21 protein-coding genes and 1 pseudogene are annotated in these 24,116 nt (G+C 62.4%); 11 read left to right on the forward strand and 11 right to left on the reverse strand.

Annotated elements, in window-relative coordinates:
• Positions 1-5: 5 nt before the first annotated feature.
• Entirely contained in the window at positions 6-617 is a 612-nt protein-coding gene (locus tag ACQKP4_RS05025; protein WP_427630998.1) for a lytic transglycosylase domain-containing protein, read from the reverse strand.
• Positions 618-809: 192 nt separating this feature from the next.
• Here ACQKP4_RS05025 and gspG point away from each other — a divergent pair, with 192 nt between their 5' ends.
• The 3 genes from gspG to ACQKP4_RS05040 all read left to right on the forward strand — a co-directional run bounded on the left by gspG (position 810) and on the right by ACQKP4_RS05040 (position 3,259).
• A complete protein-coding gene (gene gspG / locus ACQKP4_RS05030; RefSeq protein ID WP_427631000.1) occupies positions 810-1,244 on the forward strand; it encodes a type II secretion system major pseudopilin GspG in 435 nt (144 codons plus the stop codon).
• Between the two features lie 12 nt (positions 1,245-1,256).
• A complete protein-coding gene (locus ACQKP4_RS05035) occupies positions 1,257-2,444 on the forward strand; it encodes a type II secretion system F family protein (RefSeq protein WP_427631002.1) in 1,188 nt (395 codons plus the stop codon).
• A 149-nt stretch (positions 2,445-2,593) separates the two neighbouring features.
• Positions 2,594-3,259, forward strand: coding sequence for a hypothetical protein (locus tag ACQKP4_RS05040; RefSeq protein WP_427631003.1), 666 nt, complete (start codon positions 2,594-2,596; stop codon positions 3,257-3,259).
• A gap of 203 nt (positions 3,260-3,462) precedes the next feature.
• Here the strand turns inward: ACQKP4_RS05040 and ACQKP4_RS05045 are convergent, their stop codons facing one another.
• A complete protein-coding gene (locus tag ACQKP4_RS05045; RefSeq protein WP_427631005.1) occupies positions 3,463-4,359 on the reverse strand; it encodes a LysR family transcriptional regulator in 897 nt (298 codons plus the stop codon).
• A gap of 158 nt (positions 4,360-4,517) precedes the next feature.
• Here ACQKP4_RS05045 and ACQKP4_RS05050 point away from each other — a divergent pair, with 158 nt between their 5' ends.
• Positions 4,518-5,537, forward strand: coding sequence for an alpha/beta hydrolase (locus tag ACQKP4_RS05050; protein WP_427631007.1), 1,020 nt, complete (start codon positions 4,518-4,520; stop codon positions 5,535-5,537).
• Between the two features lie 102 nt (positions 5,538-5,639).
• On the forward strand, positions 5,640-7,076 hold the full coding sequence (locus ACQKP4_RS05055; RefSeq protein ID WP_427631009.1) for a mechanosensitive ion channel domain-containing protein: 1,437 nt from the start codon (positions 5,640-5,642) through the stop codon (positions 7,074-7,076).
• 118 nt (positions 7,077-7,194) lie between these two features.
• On the opposite strand, the gene ycaC is transcribed toward ACQKP4_RS05055, so the two are convergent.
• The 4 genes from ycaC to ACQKP4_RS05075 form a co-directional block, all read right to left on the reverse strand.
• Complete coding sequence (gene ycaC, locus ACQKP4_RS05060) at positions 7,195-7,821, reverse strand: isochorismate family cysteine hydrolase YcaC (protein WP_157714602.1); 627 nt, start codon at positions 7,819-7,821, stop codon at positions 7,195-7,197.
• Between the two features lie 67 nt (positions 7,822-7,888).
• A complete protein-coding gene (locus ACQKP4_RS05065) occupies positions 7,889-9,727 on the reverse strand; it encodes an amidohydrolase (protein WP_427631011.1) in 1,839 nt (612 codons plus the stop codon).
• 14 nt (positions 9,728-9,741) lie between these two features.
• Positions 9,742-10,338 (reverse strand): antibiotic biosynthesis monooxygenase, encoded by a 597-nt coding sequence (locus ACQKP4_RS05070; protein WP_427631012.1) that lies wholly within the window; start codon positions 10,336-10,338, stop codon positions 9,742-9,744.
• On the reverse strand, positions 10,331-10,747 hold the full coding sequence (locus tag ACQKP4_RS05075) for a DoxX family protein (RefSeq protein WP_427631014.1): 417 nt from the start codon (positions 10,745-10,747) through the stop codon (positions 10,331-10,333). Before ACQKP4_RS05075 ends, ACQKP4_RS05070 begins: the two co-directional genes overlap by 8 nt.
• A 126-nt stretch (positions 10,748-10,873) precedes the next feature.
• Between ACQKP4_RS05075 and ACQKP4_RS05080 the strand changes: the two are divergent.
• A pseudogene (locus tag ACQKP4_RS05080) lies at positions 10,874-10,963 on the forward strand (hypothetical protein); the annotation flags it as partial.
• A gap of 163 nt (positions 10,964-11,126) precedes the next feature.
• Here the strand turns inward: ACQKP4_RS05080 and ACQKP4_RS05085 are convergent.
• Positions 11,127-12,047: a LysR substrate-binding domain-containing protein gene (locus ACQKP4_RS05085; protein ID WP_427631016.1), complete on the reverse strand. Its 921-nt coding sequence runs from the start codon at positions 12,045-12,047 to the stop codon at positions 11,127-11,129.
• 296 nt (positions 12,048-12,343) lie between these two features.
• Between ACQKP4_RS05085 and ACQKP4_RS05090 the strand changes: the two genes are divergently transcribed.
• Complete coding sequence (locus tag ACQKP4_RS05090; protein WP_427631018.1) at positions 12,344-12,775, forward strand: helix-turn-helix domain-containing protein; 432 nt, start codon at positions 12,344-12,346, stop codon at positions 12,773-12,775.
• A gap of 185 nt (positions 12,776-12,960) precedes the next feature.
• Here ACQKP4_RS05090 and ACQKP4_RS05095 read toward each other — a convergent pair whose 3' ends face one another.
• Positions 12,961-13,536, reverse strand: a complete 576-nt coding sequence (locus tag ACQKP4_RS05095) for a flavodoxin family protein (RefSeq protein WP_427631020.1) — start codon at positions 13,534-13,536, stop codon at positions 12,961-12,963.
• Positions 13,537-13,953: 417 nt separating this feature from the next.
• On the opposite strand from ACQKP4_RS05095, the gene ACQKP4_RS05100 reads away from it, so the two are divergent.
• Positions 13,954-16,806: an ATP-binding protein gene (locus ACQKP4_RS05100; RefSeq protein WP_427631022.1), complete on the forward strand. Its 2,853-nt coding sequence runs from the start codon at positions 13,954-13,956 to the stop codon at positions 16,804-16,806.
• Here ACQKP4_RS05100 and ACQKP4_RS05105 read toward each other — a convergent pair.
• Both ACQKP4_RS05105 and ACQKP4_RS05110 read right to left on the reverse strand, forming a co-directional pair.
• Positions 16,771-18,255 carry an ATP-binding protein gene (locus ACQKP4_RS05105; protein ID WP_427631023.1) on the reverse strand — a complete coding sequence of 495 codons (1,485 nt, stop codon included), beginning with the start codon at positions 18,253-18,255 and terminating at the stop codon, positions 16,771-16,773. The two genes, ACQKP4_RS05100 and ACQKP4_RS05105, sit on opposite strands and share 36 nt — an antisense overlap.
• Positions 18,256-18,439: 184 nt before the next feature.
• Positions 18,440-19,390, reverse strand: coding sequence for a GlxA family transcriptional regulator (locus tag ACQKP4_RS05110; RefSeq protein ID WP_427631025.1), 951 nt, complete (start codon positions 19,388-19,390; stop codon positions 18,440-18,442).
• Positions 19,391-19,732: 342 nt separating this feature from the next.
• Here ACQKP4_RS05110 and ACQKP4_RS05115 point away from each other — a divergent pair, with 342 nt between their 5' ends.
• Positions 19,733-20,455: a pirin family protein gene (locus ACQKP4_RS05115; RefSeq protein WP_427631027.1), complete on the forward strand. Its 723-nt coding sequence runs from the start codon at positions 19,733-19,735 to the stop codon at positions 20,453-20,455.
• 228 nt (positions 20,456-20,683) lie between these two features.
• Here the strand turns inward: ACQKP4_RS05115 and ACQKP4_RS05120 are convergent, their stop codons facing one another.
• Positions 20,684-21,559, reverse strand: a complete 876-nt coding sequence (locus tag ACQKP4_RS05120; RefSeq protein WP_427631029.1) for a LysR family transcriptional regulator — start codon at positions 21,557-21,559, stop codon at positions 20,684-20,686.
• A 113-nt stretch (positions 21,560-21,672) separates the two neighbouring features.
• Between ACQKP4_RS05120 and ACQKP4_RS05125 the strand changes: the two genes are divergently transcribed.
• Both ACQKP4_RS05125 and ACQKP4_RS05130 read left to right on the forward strand, forming a co-directional pair.
• Positions 21,673-22,986 carry a YbfB/YjiJ family MFS transporter gene (locus ACQKP4_RS05125; RefSeq protein ID WP_427631031.1) on the forward strand — a complete coding sequence of 438 codons (1,314 nt, stop codon included), beginning with the start codon at positions 21,673-21,675 and terminating at the stop codon, positions 22,984-22,986.
• Between the two features lie 57 nt (positions 22,987-23,043).
• Positions 23,044-24,045, forward strand: a complete 1,002-nt coding sequence (locus ACQKP4_RS05130) for an NAD(P)H-quinone oxidoreductase (RefSeq protein ID WP_427631033.1) — start codon at positions 23,044-23,046, stop codon at positions 24,043-24,045.
• Positions 24,046-24,116: the final 71 nt, after the last annotated feature.

Here is a 24,116-nt window from a genome sequence, read left to right on the forward strand (position 1 = left end):
GCCGCTCACAGCGGCGCGTCCACGGCCAGCCCTTGCAAGCGCCGGTATTGGCGCAACACGCTGGGCACGTAACGCTGGGTTTCGGCGAAGGGCGGAATGACCCCGCCACGGCTCAGCACCGCTTGCGGCCCGGCGTTGTAGGCGGCCACGGCGAGGGCGATGTCGTTGTCGAACAGGGTCATTAAGTGCTTGAGGTATTTGGCGCCGCCCTGGATGTTGGCCTTGGGGTCGTATACGTCCGTGACCCCCATTTCACGGGCGGTCTCGGGCATCAATTGCATCAGTCCACCGGCGCCTTTGGGCGAGGTCGCGTCGGCGTGGTAGCTGGACTCGGTCTTGATCACCGCGTGCAACAGCGCCGCCGGTAATTCATTGGCCGTGGCCGCCGCTGACACCAGTTCGGCATAGGGCTGATCGGCGATCATCTGCGGCTGCTGATCGAGGCTGACGACGGCGGCGGCAGGCTCGTGAATCACCCGTTCATAGTGGCGGCCAGGACGATGGACGTTGGACAAGACGTAGCTGCCGTTGGCGTCCACGGAGACGAACACATCGGCCTGCGCGACTCCGCTCAACAGCAGACAACCGAGCAGCCCTGTGGTGAGTGACTTGTGCATTGCGCCTCCCCTGGCCAGCCCCGAAAAGTGGGGGTAATGCCCCAATGGCCGGTCGTGAATCAGCCATACGCAAGCACTGTGCCGAAAGCGCCAAGCCGCGTAGTACGGGGCATGCAGAAGGATGCACAAGCCTTTGCATGGCTATTGCATACGCCTTGATGGCGACTCTTCTGCCGACTGTGTGAGGTCATCATGAATCAGCGTCTGTGTTGTGCCCCGCGTGCTCAAAGCGGGTTCACCCTGCTCGAACTGTTGGTGGTGCTGGTGGTGCTCGGGCTATTGGCCGGGATCGTCGCGCCGAAGTATTTCGCCCAGCTCGGCCGCTCCGAGGTGAAGGTGGCCAAGGCGCAAATCGAAGGCTTGGGTAAGGCGCTGGATTTGTACCGGCTCGAGGTCGGCCACTATCCGTCCACCGAACAGGGTTTGCAGGCGCTGGTCACCGCGCCCAGCGAGGAAACCCGCTGGACCGGCCCGTACTTGCAGAAAAAATTGCCGCAGGACCCGTGGGGCCGTAACTACAGCTACCGCTACCCCGGCGAAAACGGCGAGTACGATTTGCTGTCCCTGGGCAAGGACAGCCAACCCGGTGGCGAAGGCGAAAACGCCGACATCACCAGTTGGCAATGACGGGAGCCGACCATGCGCTTTCATCTCAAGGCCGTGGGCAAGGCCGGAGTGGTCTCGATGACCGTCGAGGCGCCCGGCCACAGCGAAGCCCGGCGCATCGTCGAAGACCAAGGCTTGCGCGTCGTCAGCCTGCAGGCCGAACGCCATTGGCGCGCCTTGCGGCTCAAGCAGCGCGAGACCTTCAACCTGGTGTTGTTCAGCCAGGAGCTGACCACGCTGCTCAACGCCGGCCTGCCGTTGATCGATGCGCTGGAGAGCCTCGCCGAAAAAGAAACCGCGCCACAGGCCCGCAAAACCCTGAGCGAGCTGGTGCGCCTGCTGTATGAAGGCAAATCCTTCTCCCAGGCGCTGGGCCAGTTGTCGGCGGTGTTCCCGCCGCTTTACGTGGCGCTGGTGCAGTCCAGCGAGAAGACCGGCGCCGTGGGCGAAGCCCTGGGCCGGTATGTCAGCTATCGCCAACGGATGGACGAAGTTCGCCAAAAGATCGTCAGCGCTTCGATCTACCCCGTGCTGTTGCTGGTGGTGGGCGGTGGCGTGGTGTTGTTCTTGATGGGTTACGTGGTGCCGCGTTTCAGCCTGGTGTTCGAAGGGCTGGGTGACAACCTGCCCTGGCTGTCGCAAGTGCTGATGAACAGCGGCATGTTCCTGCACGCCCACCAAGGCGAATTCTTCGGCAGCGTGCTGGCGATCATCGTCGCCCTCACCTTCCTCCAGCGCCAACCGGCGTTTCGTCGGGGCGTCGACCGTTTGATCGAAAAACTGCCCGCCGTGCATCAACGCATCTTCATGTACGAACTGGCGCGCTTCTATCGTTCGCTGGGGATTCTGCTGCAAGGCGGCATCCCGCTCGTCACCGCCATGGGCATGGTGCGCAACCTGCTCACCGTGGCCTCGCGCGCGCGGCTGGACCAGGCGTGCGAGCGCGTGCGCGAAGGGCAATCGCTGTCGACCGCGCTGGAGCTCAATCATTTGGTGACCCCGGTGTCCCTGCGTTTGCTGCGGGCGGGCGAACAGTCCGGCAACCTCGGGCAAATGATGGAACGCAGCGCCGACTTCTACGACGAAGAAATCAGCCGCTGGATCGAATGGTTCGTGCGCCTGTTCGAACCCTTGCTCATGACCTTCATCGGCCTGCTGATCGGGGTCATCGTGATCCTGATGTACATCCCGATTTTCGAACTGGCCTCGAGCATTCACTGACCCGCGTAACCGGGTCGAGCTGCGCGCTGCAGTGTTTGTCGATTTTGCAAATGAATAAATATTCAGGTTGCGGTGTTTATCAACTGAATGCAGCGGCACGTTGCACTGTTCATCAACGTTCCAACCCGAATGAAAAGACGGAGAACGACATGCACATCAACAAGCTTTTACTTGCAGTAGCTATTGGCGCGGTTCTGTCGGCGTCTACCGTATTGATTCCGGACAGCCTGTCCGGGATGTCGAGCGCTCAGGCCAAGGATGGGGGTAGCGGAGGTGGTGGTTCTGGAGGCGGCGGCGGTTCCGGCGGAGGGGGTGGCGGTGGATCGGGCGGCGGTGGTGGCGGTAATGGCGGCGGCGGATCTGGCGGCGGTGGCGGCGGCAATGGCGGTGGCGGTGGATCTGGTGGCGGCGGTGGCGGCGGTGGCGGCGGTGGCGGCGGCAACGGCGGCAACGGCGGCAGTCACGGTGGCAGCGGCAGCGGCGGTAACAGTGGCAGCGGTGGAAACAGCGGCAGTGGCGGCCATAGTGGCAGCAGCCACGCCGGCAGCGACCATGGCCCCGGCCATTCCGGCGACAACGCCTCCTCCGGACGCAACGGCACGCATGCCGAAGCGGGTGACGATCATGGCGTTCATGCCAATGGTGAACCGGGCGACAATCACGGCGTTCACCACGCCGGTGAATTAGGCGATGACCACGGCGTCCACGCCAACGGCCAGGTCGGCGATGACCATGGCGTGCATGCCAACGGCGAGGTCGGCGACGATCGCGGCGTTCACGCCAACGGTGAAGTGGGCGATGACAAGCGCAGCTGATCACAGCTAAAGCAGAAACCCCATAAATCCCTGTGGGAGCGGGCTTGCTCGCGAAAGCGGTGTGTCAGCCAACATCACTGGTGAATGACACACCGCCTTCGCGAGCAAGCCCGCTCCCACAATGGATGGTGTGAGCCATTGATCTCCCACAATGGATCGTGTGAGCCATTGATCTCCCACAATGGAGGGTGTGGGCCATTGATCTACAACACACCCTCCGCCTGATCCAGCCGCTCGCGTAAAAACTCGATCAGTGCCTGCACCGGCCGCGAGCTCTGACGATGCTGCGGATACACCGCCGACAACGTCAGCGGCGCCGGGCGGAATTCATCCAGCACCGGCACCAGCCGCCCGTCCTTCAGCGCCGCGCCGACAATGAACGTCGGCAAGTAGGTAATCCCCATCCCGGCCACTGCCGCGTCCCGCAGCAACTCGCCGTTATTGACCCGCATCCGCCCCGTCACCTGCACGGTCAATGGCTTGCCCTGTCCGTCGAACCGCCACTGCACCTGGCGCCCGTGGCCGTAAGGCAAACAGTCGTGCTGGTGCAGGTCTTCAGGTTTGAGCGGTGTGCCGCGTTCGGCCAGGTACGCCGGACTCGCGCAATACACCCGTTGCATGGACGCGATGCGCCGCGCAATCAACGTCGAGTCTTCCAGCGTGCCAATGCGCAGCGCCAGGTCATAACCCTCGCTGAGCAAATCCACCGGGCGATCGCTCAAATCCACCTCCACGGTGACGTCGCGGTAGCGCTGCAAAAACAGCGGCAGCAGACAGCCCAGATGCGCCACCGCAAACGACAACGGCGCGCTGATGCGGATGGTCCCGCGCGGCTCGGTGGTCTGGCCGGCGATGCCCTGCTCCACTTGCTCTACTTCGCTGAGCAGGCGCAACGCCGACTCGTAATAACTCTGGCCCAGCGGCGTCACGTCCAGCCGGCGCGTGGAGCGGTTGAGCAAGCGCACGCCGAGGCGTTCTTCGAGCTGCATCAAACGGCGGCTGACGAACTGCTTGGACAGGCCCAATTGGTCAGCGGCCGAGGTGAAGCTGCCGGACTCCATGACCTGGCAAAAAATACGCATATCTTCGAACGGGTTCATTGTCACGACCTGGTTGACAGTTAAACGCTTTATAGCCGCTTTTTCCCTTGGCGGCACCCTATTAATCTGTGTCCACGGTGTTGCTGAGGCCTGAACCACAGCGCCAACAGCGACCCGGACCTTAGGTGACCAACTTCTTATTAAAAAGGATTTCCCCCATGAACCTCGTCAAAAAAACCCTGACCGCTTCCCTCCTCGCCCTGGCCGTTGGCAACGCATTCGCTGCGGGCAGCCCAGGTGTTGAACACAACACCCAGGCCTTCCTCGAAGCGCTCGCCGCGGGTGGCGGCAAGCCACTTGAGCAACTGAGCCCGAAAGAGGCCCGCGCGGTTCTGACCGGCGCGCAAAACTCGGTCAAGGTTGATTTGTCGGGGGTGGACGTCAGCGACCGTGCGATCAAGGTCGATGGCCAGACCATCAACCTGAAAATCGTGCGGCCGGCCAAGCTCAAAGGCGAATTGCCGGTGTTCATGTTCTTCCACGGTGGTGGCTGGGTGCTGGGCGATTACCCGACTCACCAGCGTCTGATCCACGACTTGGTGGTCGGCTCTGGCGCCGTCGCGGTGTATGTCGATTACACGCCGTCGCCAGAAGCGCACTACCCGACCGCGATCAACCAGGCCTACGCCGCCACCCGTTGGGTCGCCGAGCATGGCAAGGAGATCGGAGTCGACGGCAAGCGCCTCGCGGTGGCCGGCAACAGCGTCGGCGGCAACATGGCAGCCGTCGTGGCGTTGATGGCCAAAGAACAGCAAACCCCGGCGTTGCGCTTCCAGTTGTTGATGTGGCCCGTGACCAACGGCCAGTTTGACACTGGCTCGTACCAGCAATTTGCCGAAGGCCACTTCCTGACCAAAGGCATGATGAACTGGTTCTGGGACAACTACACCACCGACCAGGCCGAGCGTGCGCAGATCCATGCGTCGCCGCTGCAAGCCAGCGCCGAACAACTCAAAGGCTTGCCGGCAGCCCTGGTGCAAACCGCCGAGTTCGACGTGTTGCGTGACGAAGGCGAAGCGTATGCCCGTCACCTCGATGCGGCCGGCGTACCGGTCACGGCGGTGCGCTACAACGGCATGATTCACGACTTCGGCTTGCTCAACCCGCTAAGCCAGATTCCGGAAGTGAAAGCCGCGGTTCGCCAGGCGGCACTGGAACTGAAGACTCACCTGAACTGAGCCCCCTCACCTCACCTCACCACACAGCAATGTGTGGCGAGGTTGTTTGTGATCTGTGGCCAGCCACAAAAAAGATTGGTCAACCCTTTGGAGCTTCCGCTCATGTCCTTCATCCTCGCTCACCTGCTGTCCTGGAGTGCCCTGCTGCTGGTGATCGACGCCGTGCTCTGGCACCTCGCGCCGTTCAAGCACCGTGTCACGCGGGTCGGCGTGCGGCTGGCGCTGTTTGTGCTGTTCAGCGCGCTGGTCATCAACGCCGGTGTCAGCCCGTTGCAGGCACCGCTGTTTGCCGCGGACCGGGTGGCGCAATTGGGCGCCACGGCGCTGGGTATTCTCTGGTGGCTGTACGCCGCGCGCGTGCTCACCGAAGTCATCGGCTTGGTGCTGATGCGCCGTGTCGGCCACAGCGGTCGGTTGCTGCAGGATGTGATCGGCGCGCTGGTGTTTTTGATCGCCATCGTGGCGGCGGCCGGTTATGTCCTGGAGTTGCCCGTGAAAGGCTTGCTGGCGACGTCTGGCGTCGTGGCGATCGTCGTCGGTCTGGCGCTGCAAAGCACCTTGAGCGATGTGTTTTCCGGGATCGTGCTCAACACCACCAAACCGTATCAGGTGGATGACTTTGTGGTGATCGACGGTGTTGAAGGCAAGGTGCTGGACATCGACTGGCGCGCGACGCACCTGCTGACCAGCGCCGGCACCACGGCGGTAGTGCCGAACTCGGTGGCGGCCAAGGCAAAAATCGTCAACCTCAGCCGGCCGAATAACATGCACGGCGTGTCGATCAGCATTCAACTGCCGAACAACATCCGTCCGCGCCGGGTGCTCGATGCACTCGAGCGCACGCTTCAGGGCAGCAGCAGTTTGCTGCTCAACCCGGCCCCCAAAGCCGTGCTCAAGGAGGCTGGCGAAACCATGTCCGAATACGTGGCCAGCGGCTTTATCGCCGACTTGAGCAAGAAAAGCGAAGTGCGCAATCAATTGTTCGACCTGGCGCATCGGCACCTCGAAGCGGCGGGTATTTCACGGCAACTCGATGGCGTGATTGAACCGACCTCCCGCGCACGGGCGTTGCTCGACGAGGTGAAAATCTTCCGTTCCCTGAGCGAGGATGAGCGCGATCAAATGGCCCGGTCGATGGTTGCGCAGCAATACGCGGCCGGCCAGGTGGTGCTGGAAGTCGGCGAAGTCCCGGAGAGCTTGATGGTGATCGCCACCGGTGTGGTCAGCGCAACCGTGCCGGACGGCGCCGGGCACACCGAAGCCGGGCGCATGGGCCCGAGTGAAGTGATGGGGGAACAGAGCATCCTCACCGATACGCCGTCGCAAGCGACCTTCACGGCGTTGACGTCGTGCATCGTCTACCGGATCGATAAATCCCTGACCCGCCATTGCATGGAACAACGGGTTGAAGTGGGTCGGGCGTTGAACAAGTTGCAGGCCGTGCGGCAGCAGAACAGCCGGCTGGCGTTGATGACGACGGCGACACCGATCAAGAAAGGAGGTTTTCTGGGCTGGCTGCAAAAACGCCCGACACAATAATCACTGTGGGAGCGGGCTTGCTCGCGAAGACGGTAGATCAGCCAACGTGTGTGTTGGATGTGCTGCCGCTATCGCGAGCAAGCTCGCTCCCACAGGTGATGTATTTACTTGAACGAACTTACTTCGAGGTCAACACCGAGTAGCTGTTCATCAGGTTGCGGTAGTTCGGAATGCGCGGCGACAGCAGGTTCGCCAGGCCTTCCATGTCGTTGCGCCAGTCGCCTTGCAGCTCGCAAGCCACCGAGAACCAGTTGACCAGTTGAGCACCGGCCGCCGACATGCGCGCCCAGGCGGCTTGTTGCACGGTTTCGTTGAAGGTGCCCGAGGCGTCAGTCACCACGAATACTTCAAAACCTTCAGCCAACGCCGACAGCGTCGGGAAGGTCACGCACACGTCCGTCACCACACCGGCGATGATCAGCTGCTTGCGGCCAGTGGCCTTGACGGCTTTGACGAAATCTTCGTTGTCCCAGGCGTTGATCTGGCCTGGGCGCGGGATGTACGGCGCGTCCGGGAACAACTCTTTGAGCTCAGGCACCATCGGGCCGTTCGGGCCGTTTTCAAAACTGGTGGTGAGGATGGTCGGCAGTTTGAAGAACTTGGCCAGGTCCGCGAGCGCCAGCACGTTGTTCTTGAATTCGTTCGGCGAGAAATCCTGCACCAGCGAAATCAGGCCGGTCTGGTGATCGACCAACAGGACAACGGCATCGTCTTTGTTCAGGCGTTTGTACGGAACGTTGCTCATGTGAAACTCCTCGATGGATGGGTATTACCGTGAGCGCCGACGCAGTGCATCGGCGCTTGTTGTGATGTCAGAAGGCGAAGCACGAGCAGCCGAAGGCGCCCCAGAAACCTGCAAAATCGCTGACCGGCGCGTTCGACAAGCGGGCCTTTTCATGGCTGTGGGAGTGCACGCCACACGGCCCGCTGCAATGGTGAACCTGCGCTTGCATCGGCGAGGTCGGGCGCCAGTGACCTGGCACCTTCACCACCGGCGACCAGTCCGGCAGCACCGGCACGCTGGCCGGTCCGAGTTTTTCGAAATCACCGGCGGCGTACACCACCTTGCCGCCGACCACGGTCAACACCGACTCGATCCATTTGATCGCCTCTTCATCGACGCTGAAAAAGTCCGCGCTCAACGCTGCCACGTCCGCCAATTGGCCGACCTTGATCATGCCTTTCTTGCCTTGCTCGGAAGAGAACCAGGCGCTGCCGTGGGTGAACAGCTCCAGCGCGGTCTGCCGCGACAGGCCCTCGGCGTGCAGCTCCAGGCCACCGACCGTGCGGCCGCTGACCATCCAGTACAGCGAGGTCCAGGGATTGTAGCTGGACACCCGCGTGGCATCGGTGCCGGCGCCGACCGGTACACCTTCGGCCAACATGCGTTTGATCGGCGGCGTCGCTTCGGCGGCTTTGGCACCGTAGCGTTCGACGAAATACTCGCCCTGGAACGCCATCCGGTCCTGAATCGCGATGCCGCCGCCCAGCGCCCTCACCCGCTCAATGTTGCGTGGGGTGATGGTTTCGGCGTGGTCGAAAAACCACGGCAAACCGTTGAACGGAATGTCGCGGTTGACCTTCTCGAACACGTCGAGCATGCGGCTGATCGATTCGTTGTAGGTGGCGTGCAAGCGGAACGGCCAGCGCTGCTCGACCAAGTGCCGAACCACCGGCTCCAGCTCGTCTTCCATGGTTTGCGGCAGGTCCGGACGCGGCTCAAGGAAGTCCTCGAAATCCGCCGCCGAAAACACCAGCATTTCCCCGGCGCCGTTGTGCCGCAGGTAATCGTCGCCCTGATGCAGGGTCACGCTGCTGGTCCAGTTCTTGAAGTCGCTGAGTTCTTCTTTCGGCTTTTGGGTGAACAAGTTGTAGGCGATGCGAATCGTCAGCTGCTGGTCTTTGGCCAACTGCTCGATCACCTGGTAATCGTCCGGGTAATTCTGGAAACCACCGCCGGCATCGATGGCGCTGGTCAGGCCGAGGCGATTGAGTTCACGCATGAACTGACGGGTCGAGTTGACCTGATATTCCAGGGGCAATTTCGGCCCTTTGGCCAGCGTCGAATACAAAATCATCGCGTTCGGCCGCGCCACCAGCATGCCGGTCGGGTTGCCGTTGGCATCACGGACAATTTCCCCGCCCGGCGGGTTCGGCGTATCGCGGGTGTAACCGGCAACGCGCAGCGCCGCGCGGTTGAGCAAGGCGCGGTCATAGAGGTGCAGCACGAACACCGGGGTATCGGGTGCGGCCTGGTTCAGCTCTTCCAGGGTCGGCATGCGTTTTTCGGCGAACTGGAATTCGTTCCAGCCACCCACCACGCGCACCCATTGCGGGGTCGGCGTACGGTCGGCCTGCTCTTTGAGCATGCGCAACGCATCGACCACCGATGGCACGCCTTCCCAGCGCAGTTCGAGGTTGTAGTTCAAACCGCCACGGATCAGGTGCAAGTGCGAGTCGTTGAGGCCGGGAATCACGCAGCGGCCCTTGAGGTCGATCACCTGCGTGCCCGAACCGCGCAGGGCCATGGCCTCAGCGTCGGTGCCCACCGCGACGAAACGACCGTCGCTGATCGCAACAGCACTGGCGCGCGGGTTTTCACGGTCAACGGTATGAAATTGGCCATTGAATAAAATCAGATCGGCGTTCATCGCGTTTCCTTGGGCTAAATGGAATGAGAAAGCCAAGGCGCAAACAGACGCGTGGCCATCGGCATGAACAGGTACACCACCGAGACGACGATGGTCAGCGTGATCAGGAACGTGGCGACCACGTAATTGGCGAGCAAGGGGTTGAGCCGCAGCAACGGCCCCCAAATCAGCGGCACCAGCAAGGTGTGCGGCAGAATCACCAGCAACGTCACCACGGCTTGCTTCCAGCGCGGCGGCGGTGGCGCAGCGGTGTCGGTCGATGGCGCGAACCAGAATTCATTGACCGGGTTGACCTCGGTCTGGTCGCCGTCCGCCAGCATCGGCGTGGCCAGGTTGACCAGGTCCAGCCGTTGCGGCGAATCGAGCCAACGCTGCATCGCCTCGGTGGTGCAAAAGCGCAGCACGCAGGTGTACATGTCGAGCCCGGCGCTTTTGCCGCGCATCACGTCCACGCCCAAATGCCCGTCCTGCTGCCCGGCGATGCTGACGATATTGCGCAGCCACGCTTCGTAAGGCACCTCATAACCGGCCTTGACCCGGTGCTTGATCACCAGGGTCACGACTTCCTCGAAACCCCGCACCGGCGTGTCAATCGAGTTGGTTTCAGGCATAACGCAACACTCCGCAAAAACGCACATTGAGCGCCAGCCGTCCCGGCCCGGCGATAAAAATGCTGGTGAAAAGAATCAGCAACAGCCAACCGAACTGCCCTTCTTCGAGGCTCCATTGCGGGTGCACCACCAGCAGCGCGATCAGCAACACAGACAAAATCGGCAAGCACGCCAGACGCACCAACACCCCGGCAATGATCAGCAGCGGGCAAAGCACCTCGGCGAAAATCGCCAGCATCAGCGTGACGTTCGCGCCCATGTGAAAAGGGTCTTCGATGACGTGCAGTTGAGCGCTGTAGTTAAGCAGCTTCGGCAAACCGTGCACCCACAGCAGCAACAAACTGCCGCTGAGTCGCAAAAATAACAGCCCGAAGTCCTGGGCCTGTTGATCCCGTCGCGAAGCGTTCATGGGCTACCTGCGCAAATGAAAAACCACCGGCAGGGAGGCGCCGGGATGTCATTCGATAGTGAAGGTGTGGCGGCGGGAAAAATTGGATGGGTGTGCTCTTTTTCGGACAGCGGGCCTGGAGTCAAACTTGAGCTGGTAAGCGAACGTTTTGATCTGGACGTTGAATCGCTGATGCACCGTTCGGCTTTTCTCGCTTTCGGCGCAGACGGCGGCGGCTGTTAGGCCGCTTTCGCGAGCAAGCCCGCTCCCACAGTTTTGATCGGGTGTATTCGGTAAAGAATGGGGGCGGCGGGCGGGCCGCTTTCGTGGGCGAGCCGGCTCCCACAATTTTTGATCGGTGTATTCGGTAGGGAATGGGGCGGCGGGCGGGCGGGCGCGATCAGGAAGAAAGCGGCAAAGGGCGGGACATGAACTCGGCGATCCGCGAGCGCAGCCATCGCTCTGCCGGGTCATTGTCATGCACGCCGCTCCAGGCCATCGACAACTGCGCCGCATCGATGGCAAACGGTGGATCTTCAGCGCGCAACCCACAGCCTTCCACCAGCGCACAGGCGGCATAGTCTGGCACGGTAGCGATCATCTCGGTGCCCGCGAGCAAGGCGCGCAAGCCGCTGAACTGCGGCACGCCCAACACCACGCGGCGGCTACGGCCAACCTTCGCCAGGTCCAGATCGATATTCCCGCTCAAGTCGCCAGAAAACGACACCATCGCATGCGGCCGCTCACAGTACTCATCCAGCGTCAGCGTGCCCGGCCGTTTATCCCCGCGCAGCACCTTGCACGGGATGTCGCGCAACTTCTTGCACTTGGCATTCGCCGGCAAATCCGTGGTGTAACTCACCCCCACCGAGATTTCCCCCGAAGCCAACAAGGTCGGCATCAACAGGTAATTGGCGCGACGCACCACCACCACGATCCCCGGCGCCTCTTCCTGCAATTGCCGCAGCAACGGTGGAAACAAGCCGAACTCGGCATCGTCCGACAGGCCGATGCGAAACACATCGCAACTGGTCGCCGGCTCAAACTCCTTGGCCCGGCTGACGGCCCCGGAAATCACATCCATCGCCGGCTGCAGTTCCTTGAGAATCGCCAGCGCCCGCGCCGTCGGCTCCATGCCGCGACCGTTGCGCAGCAACAGCGGATCGTCGAACAGGTCGCGCAAGCGCCCCAGCGCCGCACTGACTGCCGGTTGGCCCATGAACAGTTTCTCGGCCACACGGGTGAGGTTCTTCTCGAACATCAACGCCTCGAAAATCACCAACAGGTTCATGTCGACGCGGCGCAGATCGTTACGGTTCATGGGCACGGTTCCTGTGTGTGTGGTGAGCCAGAGGGACTTTACTCGATCAGCGGGACATTGGCCGCACGTTCCAACAGAGAATGTTTCATGCCCTTCACCTTTGATCGATCAAAAAAAGACCGCGCACAGCGCCGCCAGATGACCTCGATTCTGCACGTGCGGTCACGGCGGAAATTGCAGCAATGTGCTGAGTCAGGGCCGTTGTTCCTCCTGAACGATGACCGAATTAACAACGTTTAACTCGCCGCCCGGAGCCCTGCGCTCAAGAATGAAGCTCACCGACACGGACATTTGTCATGGCCCATTCTCAGCAAAACATCGCTCGCGCGACGATCACTGAAACGCGCAAGAAAACCACCGGTGGCCTGACCCCGTGGCGCGAAAGGCTGGCCAAGCAACTGATCCTCGAACGCCTCGGTGACAGCGTTGAAGTCACCGAACTGGCCAGCGCTTGCGCGCTCTCGCGCAGTCATTTCTCGCGTGCGTTCAAGTGCAGCACCGGGCTCTCGCCACAAGACTGGATCCGCCACCAGCGCATCGCCCGCGCCAAGCAATTGATCCAGAACACCGACCTGAGCCTGACGCAGATCAGCCTCGAATGCGGCTTTTGCGATCAGGCGCACTTCTGCCACATTTTCACCCGCAGCGAAGGCATCAATCCGTTTGCCTGGCGTTGCCGCACCGTGCGCACCCTGCCCACCCGCCCCGCCCAACTCCAAAGCCAATAAGCCCCCCGCTGCTGGCGCCCGATGCCAAAAAACCCGCCACCGCGTAATCCTTTCAGGCGAGCAACCCTGTGGCGAGGGGGCTTGTCGGATCGCCGCACCGCCCCGTTGGGTTGCGAAGCAACCCCCTACGTCCATTCAGACAAACCGAGTAGTCCAGATTTACAACTGCTTCGCAGCCCTGGGGTTCAAATCGGTGAGTGGCCCATGCGCTCGGCCAGTCGCGCTACCCGTTCGCCAAGGTGCGCGGCGGTGCAGCGGTCTTCGAGCGGAGGGGCAAATTCAGGGGATTGCTCGACGTTGGACTGAGCCATGGCGCCGAGCGAGCTGCCGAGGCGATTCAGTTGCCCGTCGAACACGCCGATGCCGGAGCGCGCCGGCAGCAGGTCGAGGCCGACCCAGATCATCGAATGCTGCGCGGCAAACACCGCCATTTGCAGCAAAGTGTTGAGTTTGTCGCCGCATAGGCAACCGGAGTTGGTGAACCCGGCGGCGAGCTTGTCGCGCCAGGGCTGCGCCAGGTAAAACGCCGCCGTGGCTTCCATGAATGCCTTGAACGGTGCGGACGCGCTGCCCATGTAGGTCGGCGCGCCGAAGATGATTGCGTCGGCGCGGTGCAGTTGGTCCCAGTGCTCGTCCACTTCCTCTACCGGAATCAACTGGCAGTTGCTGCCCAAGTGCCGTTCCACGCCTTGGGCCACGGCTTCGGCCAAGACGCGGGTGTGCCCGTAGCCACTGTGATAGACCACCACCACGTTGCTCATTGCGGCGTCCTCATGACTAGGCAATCCCTGTGCAACACGACCCAAAACCCTGTGGGAGCGGGCTTGCTCGCGAACGCGTTATGTCAGTCACCAACGATGTTGAATGTGCCGCCGCTTTCGCGAGCGCGCTCGCTCCCACAGGGTTGACGACGACTGACCGTTGAAGGATGAGAGTTTTGGGCGTAGACCGGTCTGGCGACGAGTTAAACGTTGTTAATTTTCAATCGCGCACCAAAAGCCGTAACCGCTGCTTTACTACGGTTGCACCCAACAAACGCGGCGCCTGCCCTGGGCACCGGGTCCAGGCGGTCAAAGCGAACACCGGACAGTCAGCCGAAGCCTCGTTGCGCTTACGGAAAAACCTGAGGAATATGCACGCAACCCGCGTACTAGACGGATGCAAGCAGGAGCGACACGTTGACCCTTTCCCCCGAACAGGCCCTGCATTTCGGCCCCTACCGGATCTATCCCGGACAACGTCTGGTGATGGAGGCCGACCAGCCCCTGCGCCTGGGTCGGCGGGCCATGGACATTCTGTTGATCCTGCTGGAACACGCGGGGAACGTGGTCAGCAAACAGCAACTGATCGCCGGCGTCTGGCCCAAAAGCGTGGTCGAAGACATCAACCTGCGCGTGCACATGGCGGCGTTGCGCAAAGCCCTCGGTGACGGCCAGGCCGGGCAGCGCTACATCGTGACCGTGGCCCAGCGCGGCTACAGTTTTGTCGCGCCGTATTCACTGGAACGGATCGAGCAAGCTCCCCAGACCAAAGGCTGCGACCCCAGCGGCCATAACCTGCCGGTGCGGCACACGCGCATGATCGGGCGCAAGACGCTGGTCGACAACCTGGTCGCGCAACTGCCACGCCAGCGCTTCATCACCCTCGTCGGCCCCGGCGGCATCGGCAAGACCACCGTCGCGCTGCGCGTCGCCGAACAATTGATCGGGCGCTACCGGGACGGCATTCGCCTGCTGGACCTGGCGCCGCTGCACGATCCGCTGATGATCACCACGCACTTGGCGACGCTGCTGGATTTGTCCTTGCACGACGGCGAACCGACGAACAGCCTCGCGGCGTTCCTGCGGGACCGGCAGATGCTGCTGGTGATCGATAACTGCGAACACCTGATCGACGCCATCGCCCTGCTCAGTGAAAGCATCCTGCGCGCCGCGCCAGAGGTGCACATTCTGGCCACCAGCCGCGAGAGCCTGAGGGCCGAAGGTGAATTCGTCCAACGCCTCGAATCGCTGGACTGCCCGCCGCCCATCGCCGTGCTCGACCGTGCGCAGGCACTGACCTTTTCCGCGCTGCAATTGTTCATCGAACGGGCGATGGCCAGTCACGACAGCTTTGAGCTGAGCGATGCCGAACTGCCGCTGTTGACTGAGATTTGCCATCGCCTCGACGGCATCCCGCTGGCCATCGAGTTGGCGGCCGCGCAGGTTGGCCACTTTGGCTTGAGCGGTTTGCTGACGCAGTTGCAAGGCAGCTTCCGCCTGCTGACCCAGGGCGGTCAGTCAACGCTGGGGCGGCACCAAACGCTGCGCGCCACGCTGGACTGGAGTTTCGAACTGCTCAACCCGTGCGAGCAAACCTGCCTGCGCCGACTGAGTGTGTTCCGCGGTGGCTTCACGCTGGAGTCAGCGGCCGCGGTGATCGTCGGCGAACACATCGAACCCGACAAGGTGTTCGGTTCGATCACGCAACTGGTGGCCAAGTCCCTGCTGAACGTCGAGGTCGGCGACGAAGAAGTGTTCTACCGCTTGCTCGACACCACTCGCGGCTATGCCCTGGAAAAACTCGACCAGACCAGCGACTTGCCGGACACCCGTGAACGTCACGCGCAACGCTGCCTGGCCTTGATGCATCAGGCGCAGCACGACTGGGAGCTGATCGCCACGGGGCTGTGGATCGAGCGTTACGCCCGGGGCCTGGAGGACATTCGCGCGGCCCTGGACTGGGGCTTGAACGGCAGCGGCCCACAACTGCTGGCGATCCGTCTGGCGGCGGCGTCCACGCCGCTCTGGCAGGAACTGTCATTGCTCAAGGAACATGGCGTCCATGTACGCAAGGCGTTGACCTTGCTCGACGCGTCAGCCACGCCCTGCCCACAGCTGGAAATGGCCCTCAAACTGGCCCTCGGCAGTTCCTGTTATCACACTCAGGGTGGCACCGCCGAAACCATCGACGCCTTCGTCAGCGCCAGAACCCTGGCCAAGAGCACCAACGACGTGGCCGGTGAATTGCGCGCCGTGTCCGGGCACATGGCGGTCAATCTCAGTTGCGGCAACTATCAAATGGCGCTGGAGCAGAGCCGGCAATTCGACCGATTGGGCGAGCCTGGCGATGACGTGCTGGCGTTGAGCACACACCGCTTGCGCGTATTGGCCCTGCACTTCGCCGGGGAACAGCGACTGGCTCGAATCGATGCGGATGCGGTGATCCAGCGCATGGCGCACAGCGGTCACCTCAATCGCTTTACCCACGGTTTTGGCGTGCAGTACGACCAGAGCGTCGCCTCGCTGACGATTCTGGCGCGCATCCTCTGGGTGCAGGGCCAGCCGGAACAAGCCTGGCGTACGGCCCGGCAAGCGCTGGACATCGCGCTGCAGATCAACCACGGCACGTCGATTTGCTACACCCTGGCGCTGGCGGGTTGCCTGATCGCCCATTACAACGGCGACGCGCACACGGCGCGCGATCTGGTGCGCCTGCTGCTGGAACAGGCCCAGAAACATTCCGTGCTGCTGTTCTACACCTGGGCGCAACACTATGCGCAGGTGATCGACCGCGCGGAAGCACAAGTGCCCGATCAGCCGGGCGCGGGCCTGATCAAGGAAATCATGGTCACGCTGGACGGCCGTTTTGTTGACGACGAGTTGCTGCACCGAGCCGATACGGGCGCGGCCGGCTGGAGCACGGCGGAGATATTGCGCGCACGGGCGGATAGCCTGTTGGCGGAGGACGATGTTCCGGACCTGCGTTGCTCAGCTGAAGATCTTCGCGAGCAAGCTCGCTCCCATACGGTGGACGCCGCCGAACAGGTGCTGATTCGGGCGTTGAACGTGGCGCGGCATCAGGGCGCCCTCGCCTGGGAATTGCGCAGTGCGACGTCGCTGGCGCAACTCTGGCAGCGCCAGGGCCGGCCGCAGCAGGCCCACGCGCTATTGGCGCCGGTCTACCAGCGGTTCACCGAAGGGTTTGCCACCCCCGACCTCGACAGAGTCCGGCGCTTACTCGACGAGCTCCATGGGCAGTTGAACGCCTGAAACCCAGCGCGCGCGGCTGATGTAATGCGCGTAATGGCGCTCGAACGCCCGCAGGTGGCCACTGCGTTCGAGCTTCTCCAGCGCATAGGTGCGTGTGGTGTTGAGAAAGCGGTACCGGTCGATGCCGTTGACGTGGTCCATCGACAGCAGGGATTTGGCCACCAGACGCTGCACCAGCGCCGTCAGCTGGCCGGGCTTGAGCACTTCGCAACTGATCACGCCGATGGCCGCGTCGAGGGTGAACGCCATCTTGAACACCGCCAACCGTTGCAACACGGTTTGCTCCATCAGGCTCAGTTGCTCATAGCTCCAGTCCAGCGCGGCTTTGAGGGTTTGGTGCCGGGGCACGGCGGTGCGACGGCCCTGGGTCAGTAACTGGAAGCAGTTGTCGAGCTGCGCTTGCAAGCCGACCAGGGCCAAAGCGTCGATCTGCGCAGCCGCCAATTCAATCGCCAGCGGCAGGCCGTCGAGGCGCCGACAGATTTCGCGCACGGCCTTGAGGTCCTGTTCGCGCAGGGCAAACCCTTGCTGACGGGCACGCGCGCGGCTGACAAACAGTTGCACCGCCGAATAGCCCATCGCTTGGGCCACGCAATGCAACGCCGACGTCGGCGGTACTGCAAGGCTCGGCAGACGCTGCACCGTCTCCCCCGCCGCTTGCAGCGGCTCCCGACTGGTCACGAGGATCGACAGCCGAGGCGCCGACATCAGCAAGTCCTCGACCAGCGTGCGACAACGCTCCAGCAGGTGTTCGCAGTTGTCGAACACCAGCAAGGTGTGTCGCTTGGCCAATACGTCCAGCGGAGTGCCGATCTCCAGTTCCAGGGTTTGGGTCAGGTGAGCGACCACGTGCGCCGGGTCGTCGATGGCCGCAAAATCCACCAGCCACACGCCGTCCTCATAGTGCTGCAACAGCAACTCCGCGACGCGTAACGCCACGGTGGTCTTGCCGATGCCACCGGGGCCGGCCAGGGTCATCAACCGGCGCACGGGCAATTGCCGGACCAGGCTGCCGACAATCGAGTCACGCCCGGTCACCGGCGTCAGCCGCGCCGGCAAATTGTGCTGGGGTTTTTGTGCGGCCTCGATCGACACCAGGGTGCCGACCGGCACGTGTGCCACCGGGGCGATGAAGCTGTAGCCGCGCTGCGGAATATTGACGATGTAGCGCTGGCCGTTCTGCCCGTCGCCGAGGGCCCGCCGCAATGCCGCGATGTGCACGCGCAGGTTGATGTCCTCGACCACCGAGGTCGGCCAGACGTGGGCAATCAACTCGTCCTTGCTGACCACGTGGCCGGCGCGTTCGACCAGCACTTGAAGGATGTCGAGGGCGCGCCCGCCCATGCGCAGCGGCCGATCACCCTCAAGGATCAGCCGTTGCCGCAGGTGGAACGCGTAGGGGCCGAACCGCAGCACCGCATCGCTGTTTAAATCTCTGAGGCTGTTCATGCACGTTCACGTGCTGAAAACCTGGCCCGTCTCACAGTGCATCCCTTCCATCGCACTCGAGCTTCCAGGCTCCCGCACCTCCATTGCAAAGAGTTCACAGACATCTTGGCAGGCCTCCGTGACGGAACAACGGCGTCGGAGGGAGCGTCACGGCCAACGCGGTGCGCGCAACGGCCACATCGCCCTAACTGAACTGCTTGCGGTACTGAACCGGGGTCAAACCGAGCTTTTCGCCGAACAGGAAACGCATGTGCCGCACGCTGCCAAAGCCACTTCTGAAGGCCACGGTCTTGAGCGGCAAGTCGCTGCTTTCCAACAGGTTTCTGGCCCGGTCGATGCGCGCGCTCTGGAGAAACTCCATCGGTGTCATGTTCACTTCACGGACGAACATCCGGGCGAAATGCCGCGCACTCATGTTCGCCAGGCTGGCCATGCCGTCAATGGTGAAGCTTTCCTCCAGGTGCTCCAGCACATGGTTCTGCACGCGGGTGATCGGTGTTTCATGGGGCCCGACAGCGGCCATCAACGGGCTGAATTGCGCTTGGCCGCCCTGACGTTTCATGACCACCAGCAGCACTTTGGCCACGTCCTGGGCGACTTTCTTGCCGTGGTCCTGGGCGACGACCGCCAGCGCAAGGTCGATGCCGGCAGTGACGCCACCGGAGGTGATGAGGTTGCGGTCCTGCACGTAAATCTGATCGGTGGCGACCGTGGCCTTGGGGAATCCCTTGATCAGCCGCTCGGTGTAATGCCAGTGCGTGGTCACGCGGTAGCCGTCGAGCAAACCGGCATGCCCGAGCACGAACGCGCCGGTGCAGATCGAACCGTAACGCTCGGCGCGCCCCACGGCTGCCTTGAGCCAGGACAACAAGGGCGGATGCCTTTCGTTGTAGGCACCGGGGCCGCCCGGCACCAGCAGCAAATCATGGCGTTCCACTGCCTCGTCCAGGTGCAGATCGGTCTGCACGTACACGCCGTTGGAGGCACGCAACGCACCGTGTTCCGTGCCGATGGTCGACAACACGTAATGCTGTTCCGCCGGCAGATAACGGTTGGCGATGGAAAACACTTCCATGGGGCCTGCCATGTCGAGCAGGAGAAAGTCCGGGAACAACACCATTGCCACGGTTTTCATGGGTCGAGATTCACTGAGGTCAAAAGAGAACTGGCAGACACCAACCCCTTGTGGGAGCGGGCTTGCTCGCGAAGGCGACGTGTCAGTCGCCGAAAATACTAAATGTGACACCGCCTTCGCGAGCAAGCCCGCTCCCACAAGGGGTCTGGTGCATGGCGTCGAAGGTGTTTGCATTATGGCCAAGTGTGGCGCCGGCGTCGGAGAAGAATACGTGATCGCCCGCACACTACTGTCAACCTGAGCGGGACAGTGTTTCAATTTCCATCTACTTATTGCCTCAGGCGATACACATTAACCTTCTCCTCACTCGGACGAATCAACGTCCCCACAGGAGATTCCATCATGCTGACCCTTCGCAAAGCCTCGGATCGCGGCGCCGCCAATCACGGTTGGTTGAAGTCGTTCCATACCTTCTCCTTTGCCAATTACCGCAACCCGAAAGAACAGGGTTTTTCCGACCTGCTGGTGATCAACGACGACCGCGTGGCGGCCGGCAAGGGTTTCGGCCAGCACCCGCATCGCGACATGGAGATTTTCTCCTACGTGCTGGAAGGTGCACTGGAACACAAAGATACGCTGGGCACCGGTTCGGTGATCCGCCCTGGCGACGTGCAACTGATGAGCGCCGGCAGCGGCGTGGCCCACAGCGAGTACAACCACTCGGCGACCAAGCCGGTGCACTTTCTGCAAATCTGGATCGTGCCTGAAGTCAGCGGCGCCAAACCGCGCTATCAGCAGGAGCACTTCAGCACCCAGAAAAAACGCGGGCGCCTGCAACTGATCATCTCGCCGGACGGCGCCAGCGGTTCGCTGAAAGTGCGGCAGGATGCACGGGTGTACGCCGCGCTGATCGACGGCAAGGAAAGCGCCACCCTGGAACTGGCCGCCGACCGCTACGCCTATGTGCACGTTGCCGCCGGCAGCGTCGAACTCAACGGCGTGCAGTTGCAGGAAGGCGACGGCGTGCGGGTGCGCAAGGAACAGGTCTTGACCTTGAGCAACGGCGTGGATGCCGAAGTGCTGGTGTTCGACCTGCGGCCGCAAGAACTGCCAGAAATGCCATGAGCGTGAACGAACCGGGGGCCTTTGGGCCTGATGCCAGCCAGTGAGGCGTCGAACACTGCAAAACCTGTGGGAACGAGCTTGCTCGCGAATGCGGTCGGCCATTCAACACCTGTGTTGTTTACCGGACCGCTATCGCGAGCAAGCTCGCTCCCACAGGATTGCGCTGTTCAATCCTTGAATGCTCGGCCCGCGGTTTTTTTGCTGTGGTGCAGGTGCCTGAAGCGTGTCTCAATCGCCCGTCCCTGAAAACACCGCCACTATCTGCTCGATCACCGCCCGCACTCGTGCGGTGTGCCGTAAATCGGCGTGGGTCACCAGCCACACGTCATACGGCGTCGGTCGCGTGCGCTCCGGCCACAGCCTGACCAACCCGTCACGCTCCCCCATGTACAGCGGAATTTCCCCCACTCCCAACCCCGCCGCTATCGATCGACGTACCAGCAGGCTGGAACTCAGACTGGCGACAATCCGTCCGCGCCCCAGCGGTTCCGAGACCAGCGTCAAGTCCTTGTTGCCTTGCAAGTACGGCTGATACACCACCAGATCATGCCCTTCGAACGCCGACCCCGGCGTCGGCACGCCATGGGCATCGACATAGCGTTGAGCCGCAAACAGGCCGACAGGCCAACGCGCAATGCGCCGGGCGATCAGGTCCGGGTTGTCTGGCCGGGTGTTGCGCACGGCGATGTCGGCTTCGCGTTTGGCCAGGCTCATCATTTGGGTGGACGCGTCCAGTTGCACCCGCACGTCGGGGTGCTGTTGATGCAGCTGCGCAATCGCCGGGATCAGAAAATCAATGGCCAGCGAGTCGGTGGTGCTGACCCGCACGATGCCGGTCAAGCGGTCATCCAGGCCTTGAACCTGCCGCTGCAGTTCCAGGGCGGAGTGCTCCATTTTTTCCACGGCCTTTAGCGCCGCCTCGCCGAGTGCGGTGAGCGCGTAGCCTTCTGATGTGCGCAAGAACAACGTCGCGCTCAACGACTTTTCCAGCGCCGTGATCCGGCGCCCGACCGTGGCCTGATCGACGCCCAGCACCCGCGCCGCGCCCCTCAGTGTCGATTCTCGGCACACCGCCAGAAACACCCGTGCGTCGTCCCAATTCATAGCAACCCCTGCCGATGCAAATTCGCATCACCATAGCGCAAAATCGCTGCGTTATTGCATCAACAAACAACGGTAGGCTGGAGGCCAGCGTAAAACCTCACAGGACATTTGCCATGCACAGTTCATCGACCACCCGCCCCGGCGCGATCTGGCTGCCGATTTTCGCCGGCCTCGCCGCCAGCCTGGTCAGCATTGGCCTGGCCCGGTTTGCCTACACGCCGTTGATTCCATCGTTGATTCAGGCGCACTGGTTTTCCGCCAGCGACGTGGTGTACCTCGGCGCCGCCAACCTCGTCGGTTATCTGCTCGGCGCACTGCTCGGCCGGCCCCTGGCCCAGCGCACCTCGAACAAAACCGCGTTGCGGCTGATGATGTTTGCCGTGACGCTGTCGTTCTTTGCCTGTGGTTTTCCGTTGTCGGTGAGCTGGTTCTTCGGCTGGCGCCTGCTGTCGGGCGTGGCCGGTGGGGCGATCATGGTGCTGGTGGCGTCGACCGTGTTGCCGCATGTACCGGCGTCTCGCCGAGGCTTGGCCAGCGGCGCGATCTTCCTGGGTATCGGCCTTGGCATCGCCGGCTCGGGAACGATTGTGCCGCCGCTGCTGAGCCTGGGCTTGCAGCAGACCTGGTTTGGCCTGGGTTTGCTGGCGCTGCTGTTGACCGCCGCGAGCTGGTTTGCCTGGCCGAACGAAGCGCACCACGAGGCCGTCGAAACCGTTGAAAAAACCACGACCCCGACCGATCCACGCGTGTACCTGCTGTTCGCTCAATACGCGTTCATGGCCGCCGGGCTGGTGCCGGCGATGGTGTTTTTGGTGGATTACGTCGCTCGCAGCCTCGGCGCCGGGCCGCACGTCGGCGCGTTGATTTGGGTGATGTACGGCCTCGGCGCGATCATCGGCCCGGTGAGTTATGGTTTTCTCGCGGATCAACTGGGGGCGAAGCTGAGCATTCGGTGGGTGCTGGTGCTGCAAGCGATTGCCGTGAGCCTGCTGTCGGTGTCGAGTTCGTTTACCGCGCTCGCCTTGCTGGCGGTCATCCTCGGTTCGTTTCCGCCGGGCATCGTGCCGCTGGCCCTGGCCCGGGTGCATGAGCTGATCCCGAACCATCACCAGCAGCAATTGGCCTGGAGCCGCGCGACGGTGTCGTTTGCCACGTTTCAAGCAATTGCAGGGTTTGCCTATTCGGCGCTGTTCAATGTAAGCGGCGGGCATCACGCCATGTTGTTCATCATTGCGGCCGGTGCCATTGTGGTTGCCTTGTTGCTGGAGCCAGCGATGCGATTGCTGAACAGGTCCACCGTGGGAGCGCCCGGTTTGGCGGGCCGACTTGCTTGCGAAAGCGCTGTCTCAGTCACCCACCGGGTTGGATGTGAAGCCGTCTTCGCGAGCAAGCCCGCTCCCACACTAGACCGGTGTGCATTGGACTGAATCATTCGTTGCCGCGTGCGATCCCATTACAGATGACTTTCTCTACAGGACACCGACATGACACTCCCGCAAACCATGACCCTGATTGAAATTACCGCGCCCGGTGGCCCGCAGGTGCTGAAGCCGCGCGAGGAACCGGTGCCGACCGCCGGTGAGGGTGAAGTGCTGATTCGCGTGCACGCCGCCGGGGTCAACCGGCCCGACGTGATTCAACGATCTGGCAAGTACCCGATGAAACCCGGCATGAGCCCGATTCCAGGCCTGGAAGTGGCCGGTGAAGTGGTGGCCATCGGCACCGGTGTCAGCGAATTTATCGTCGGCGACAAAGTCTGTGCGCTAACCAATGGCGGCGGCTATGCGCAGTATTGCGTGGCACCGGCCAGCCAGACGCTGCCGATTCCCGAGGGCATGGACTGGGTCCACGCCGCCGCCGTGCCGGAAACCTTTTTCACGGTGTGGGCCAACCTGTTCGACATGGGCGGCGCCAGCAAAGGTCAGCGCGCCTTGATTCATGGCGGCACCAGCGGCATCGGCACCACCGCGTTGATGCTCTGCCGTGAATTCGGGGTCAAGGCGTTCGCCACGGCCGGCAGTGAGGACAAGTGCGCGGCGATCCGTGCGCTGGGCGCCGAGGCGATCAATTACCGCGATCAGGATTTCGTCCAGGTCATCCAGGAAAAAACCGCCGGCAAAGGTGTCAACGTCATCCTCGACATCATGGGCGCCTCGTACCTGAATCAGAACATCGCGGCGCTGGGCATGGAGGGTCGCCTGGTGATGCTCGGTTTTCTCGGCGGCGCCCGGGCCAACGACGTCGACTTGCTGGGGATCATGGGCAAGCGCGCGATCATCACCGGCTCGCTGCTTCGCCCGCGCACCCGCGAAGAAAAAGCCTCGATTGCCGAACAACTGCGCGAATACGTCTGGCCAGTCCTCGCCGCCGGGCGTTGCCTGCCGATGATCGACAAGGTCTACGCCTACACCGATGCGGCGCAGGCCCATGCACGGATGGAAGCCGGCGATCACATCGGCAAGATCGTGTTGACGGTGACGCCTTGACACAGATCCTTGTGGGAGCGGGCTTGCTCACGAAGACGTCTGCACATCCAGCAACGATGTGACTGACCCTG

The organism is Pseudomonas sp. NPDC086278, assembly GCF_050280905.1.
In the GTDB taxonomy this organism is placed as follows: domain Bacteria; phylum Pseudomonadota; class Gammaproteobacteria; order Pseudomonadales; family Pseudomonadaceae; genus Aquipseudomonas.